This window comes from Streptomyces sp. NPDC054863 (assembly GCF_053610825.1).
Genome location: NZ_JBSGZD010000451.1, coordinates 1 through 4,221 on the forward strand (window position 1 = coordinate 1; position 4,221 = coordinate 4,221).

Below are 4,221 nucleotides of genomic sequence, written 5' to 3' on the forward strand. Positions count from 1 at the left end.
CCGGCGGCCTTCTTTGCCGGGGCCGTCCGAACCGCCTTCTTCACCGAAGACGCCTTCTTCGCAGGAACCACCTCATCGGCGTCCGCCCCGTCCGCCACCGCCCCGGCCGCAACCGCTTCGTCCGGCGCCGCCTCGTCCGCCACCGCCTCGTCCGGCGCCGTCGCGGCCTCCTCGCCGTCCGGCGCCGCCGCGGCAGCCTTCTTCGCCGCCCTCTTCGCCGGTGCGGCCTTCTTCCCCGCTGCCTTCTCCGTCGCCTTCTCCGGCTTCGCAGCCGTCTTCTTCGCGGCAGCGCTCCGCTTCGCAGCCGCCGAGCCGCTCTGCTCCTTCTCGGCGAGCGATTCGGCGAGCGCCGCCGCGAACTCCTCGGCGGAGTGCTTTTCGGCCGCCGCTCCGGTGGATCTCATCGACGCCGATTTCTTCGTTCCGGCGGTCTTCTCAGCCACCATGGCCGCGGCCCCTTCACATTTTGTGATCTTGCACGCGAATCGTGCTGGGACGATAAGTCGACCCCAACGCCGCGGCAACGGGGCACGCCGCCGGTTGTGCCCTCCCCACGCCGTGCCGAGACGAACCTGCATCCGTTGTGCCCAGCTCTCCGCCGGGTAATCGCCCCGTACCCGCGGTCCCGGACCCCGTGGCGCCCCATGTGCCCATTCGGGTCACGACCGGCCCGCTCCCGCGCCCCGCGCCCGATCCCCGCCCGCCCCGGAAAACCGGTCTGCCGCGTCGCACCCCGCCCCGTACACTGGCCGGAGCGAAAGGCATCGATGGGGCCGAGTAGCGCCGCACGCAGCGATGAGCGATCCGGGGACGGTGAGAGCCCGGGGGCGAGCACGGCGCGAAGCATCACCCCGGAGCCGCCGGAAGAAAGCCCGCACCGAAGGCGGCGGGCGAGTAGACCCGGCATCGCGCCCCTAATGAGGGGGCCGCGGACGCACGTCGTCCGGGGTCAAGGAGGGTGGTACCGCGGGAGCAGCACAATCGCTCTCGTCCCTCCGACGGAAGCCACCAGTCCGCCGGAGGAAGAGCGCCCGATGACACCGCCGAAGCCCCAGCCGCAGTACAACCCGGTCCCCGCCCAGGTCGACCTGCCCGCCCTCGAACACGCCGTGCTCGACTTCTGGGAGCAGGCGAAGGTCTTCTCGAAGTCCCTCGAAGCCTCCGAGGGCCGCCCCGAGTGGGTCTTCTACGAGGGCCCGCCGACCGCCAACGGCATGCCCGGCGCCCACCACATCGAGGCCCGCGTCTTCAAGGACGTCTTCCCCCGCTTCCGTACGATGCAGGGCTACCACGTCGGCCGTAAGGCGGGCTGGGACTGCCACGGCCTCCCGGTCGAGCTCGCCGTCGAGAAGGAACTCGGCTTCAACGGCAAGAAGGACATCGAGAACTACGGCATCGCCGCGTTCAACGACAAGTGCCGCGAGTCCGTCACCCGCCACACCGACGCCTTCGCCGAGCTGACCCAGCGCATGGGCTACTGGGTCGACCTGGACGACGCCTACCGCACGATGGACCCGGAGTACGTCGAGTCCGTCTGGTGGTCCCTGAAGGAGATCTTCAACAAGGGCCTCCTCACCCAGGACTACCGCGTCGCCCCCTGGTGCCCCCGCTGCGGCACCGGCCTCTCCGACCACGAGCTGGCCCAGGGTTACGAAACGGTCGTCGACCCCTCGGTCTTCGTCCGCTTCCCCCTGACCGGCGGCCCCCTCGCGGGCGAGGCGGCCCTTCTGGTCTGGACGACGACCCCCTGGACCCTGGTGTCCAACACGGCCGTCGCCGCGCACCCCGAGGTCCGCTACGTCGTCGCCACCGACGGCGAGGAGAAGCTCGTCGTCGCCGAGCCCCTCCTGGAGAAGGCCCTCGGCGAGGGCTGGACGACGACCGGCGAGTCCTTCACCGGCGCCGAGATGGAGCGCTGGACCTACCAGCGCCCCTTCGAGCTGGTCGAGTTCCCCTCGGAAGCCCACTACCTCGTCAACGCCGACTACGTCACCACCGAGGACGGCACCGGCCTCGTCCACCAGTCCCCCGCCTTCGGCGCCGACGACCTCGTCGTCTGCAAGTCGTACGGCCTCCCGGTGGTGAACCCGGTCCGCCCCGACGGCACCTTCGAGGAGGAGGTCCCCCTCGTCGGCGGCGTCTTCTTCAAGAAGGCCGACGAGAAGCTCACCGAGGACCTGGCCGCCCGCGGCCTGCTCTTCCGTCACGTCCCGTACGAGCACAGCTACCCGCACTGCTGGCGCTGCCACACCGCGCTGCTCTACTACGCGCAGCCGTCCTGGTACGTCCGTACGACCGCCGTCAAGGACCGTCTCCTCGAAGAGAACGAGAAGACCAACTGGTACCCGGAGACGGTCAAGCACGGCCGCTTCGGCGACTGGCTCAACAACAACATCGACTGGGCGCTGTCCCGCAACCGCTACTGGGGCACCCCGCTGCCCATCTGGCGCTGCGAGGAGAACCACCTCACCTGCATCGGTTCCCGCGCCGAACTCTCCGAGCTGTCCGGCCAGGACCACAGCGCCCTGGACCCGCACCGCCCGTACATCGACGACGTCACCTTCACCTGCACCCACGAGGGCTGTCCGCTGACGGCGACCCGCGTGCCCGAGGTCATCGACGCCTGGTACGACTCGGGTTCGATGCCCTTCGCGCAGTGGGGATACCCGCACAAGAACAAGGACATCTTCGAGAAGCGCTACCCGGCGCAGTTCATCTCGGAGGCCATCGACCAGACCCGCGGCTGGTTCTACACGCTGATGGCGATCGGCACCCTCGTCTTCGACAAGTCGAGTTACGAGAACGTGGTCTGCCTCGGCCACATCCTCGCCGAGGACGGCCGCAAGATGTCCAAGCACCTGGGCAACACCCTTGAGCCCGTCCCGCTGATGGACCAGCACGGCGCGGACGCGGTCCGCTGGTTCATGGCGGCCGGCGGTTCCCCCTGGGCGGCCCGCCGCGTGGGCCACGGCACCATCCAGGAGGTCGTCCGCAAGACCCTCCTGACGTACTGGAACACGGTCGCCTTCCAGGCCCTGTACGCCCGTACGTCCGGCTGGGCGCCGAGCGCCGCCGACCCGGCCCCCGCCGACCGCACGGTCCTCGACCGCTGGCTCCTCTCCGAACTGAACGCCCTCGTCGACCAGGTCACGCAGGCCATGGAGTCGTACGACACCCAGAAGGCGGGCAAGCTCCTCTCCTCCTTCGTCGACGACCTCTCCAACTGGTACGTACGCCGCTCGCGCCGCCGCTTCTGGCAGGGCGACAAGGCGGCGCTGCGCACCCTGCACGACGTCGTCGAGACGGTCACCCGCCTGATGGCGCCCCTGACCCCCTTCATCACGGAGCGGGTCTGGCAGGACATGGTGGTGCCGGTCTCCCCGGACGCCCCCGAGTCCGTCCACCTCACCAGCTGGCCCCAGCCCGACCTGGCCGCCATCGACCCCGCCCTCTCGACCCAGATGGCTCTGGTACGCCGCCTGGTCGAGCTGGGCCGTGCCACCCGCGCGGAGTCCGGCGTCAAGACCCGCCAGCCGCTCTCCCGGGCCCTGGTCGCGGCGACGGGCTTCGCCGCCCTCTCCCCCGAACTCCAGGCCCAGATCACCGAGGAGCTCAACGTCTCCTCCCTGGCCTCCCTCTCCGAGGTGGGCGGCTCCCTGGTCGACACGACCGCCAAGGCCAACTTCCGGGCCCTCGGCAAGCGTTTCGGCAAGGGTGTCCAGGACGTCGCGAAGGCGGTGGCTGCCGCCGACGCCGCCGCCCTCTCCCTCGCCCTGCGCGACGGCGAGGCCCCGCTGGTCGTCAACGGCGAAACGATCACCCTCACCCCCGACGAGGTGATCATCACCGAGACCCCCCGCGAGGGCTGGTCGGTGGCCTCCGACTCCGGCGCCACGGTGGCCCTGGACCTCGAAATCACCCCGGAGCTCCGCAAGGCGGGCCTGGCCCGTGACGCGATCCGGCTGATCCAGGAGGCCCGCAAGAACTCCGGCCTCGACGTCGCCGACCGCATCGCGGTCCGCTGGACGGCCTCGTCCCCGGAGACCACGGAGGCCCTCACGGTCCACGCCCCCCTGATCTCCGACGAGGTCCTGGCAACGGACTACGCACAGGGCGCCCCGGACGACTCGTACGGCCAGGCCTTCACGGACGAGCCCCTCTCCCTGACCTTCCACCTGCGCAAGGTCTAGTCACCCCCTGGATGTGGGAAGGGCCCGGAGG

The 4,221-nt window shown here is 70.3% G+C and carries 1 protein-coding gene and 1 pseudogene; one reads left to right on the top strand and one right to left on the bottom strand.

What is annotated here, in order from left to right; all coding sequences use genetic code 11:
- A pseudogene (locus tag ACWGIG_RS37375) lies at positions 1-404 on the bottom strand (hypothetical protein); the annotation flags it as partial.
- A 630-nt stretch (positions 405-1,034) separates the two neighbouring features.
- Here ACWGIG_RS37375 and ileS point away from each other — a divergent pair.
- Positions 1,035-4,190 (top strand): isoleucine--tRNA ligase, encoded by a 3,156-nt coding sequence (gene ileS, locus ACWGIG_RS37380; protein WP_453326178.1) that lies wholly within the window; start codon positions 1,035-1,037, stop codon positions 4,188-4,190.
- Positions 4,191-4,221: the final 31 nt, after the last annotated feature.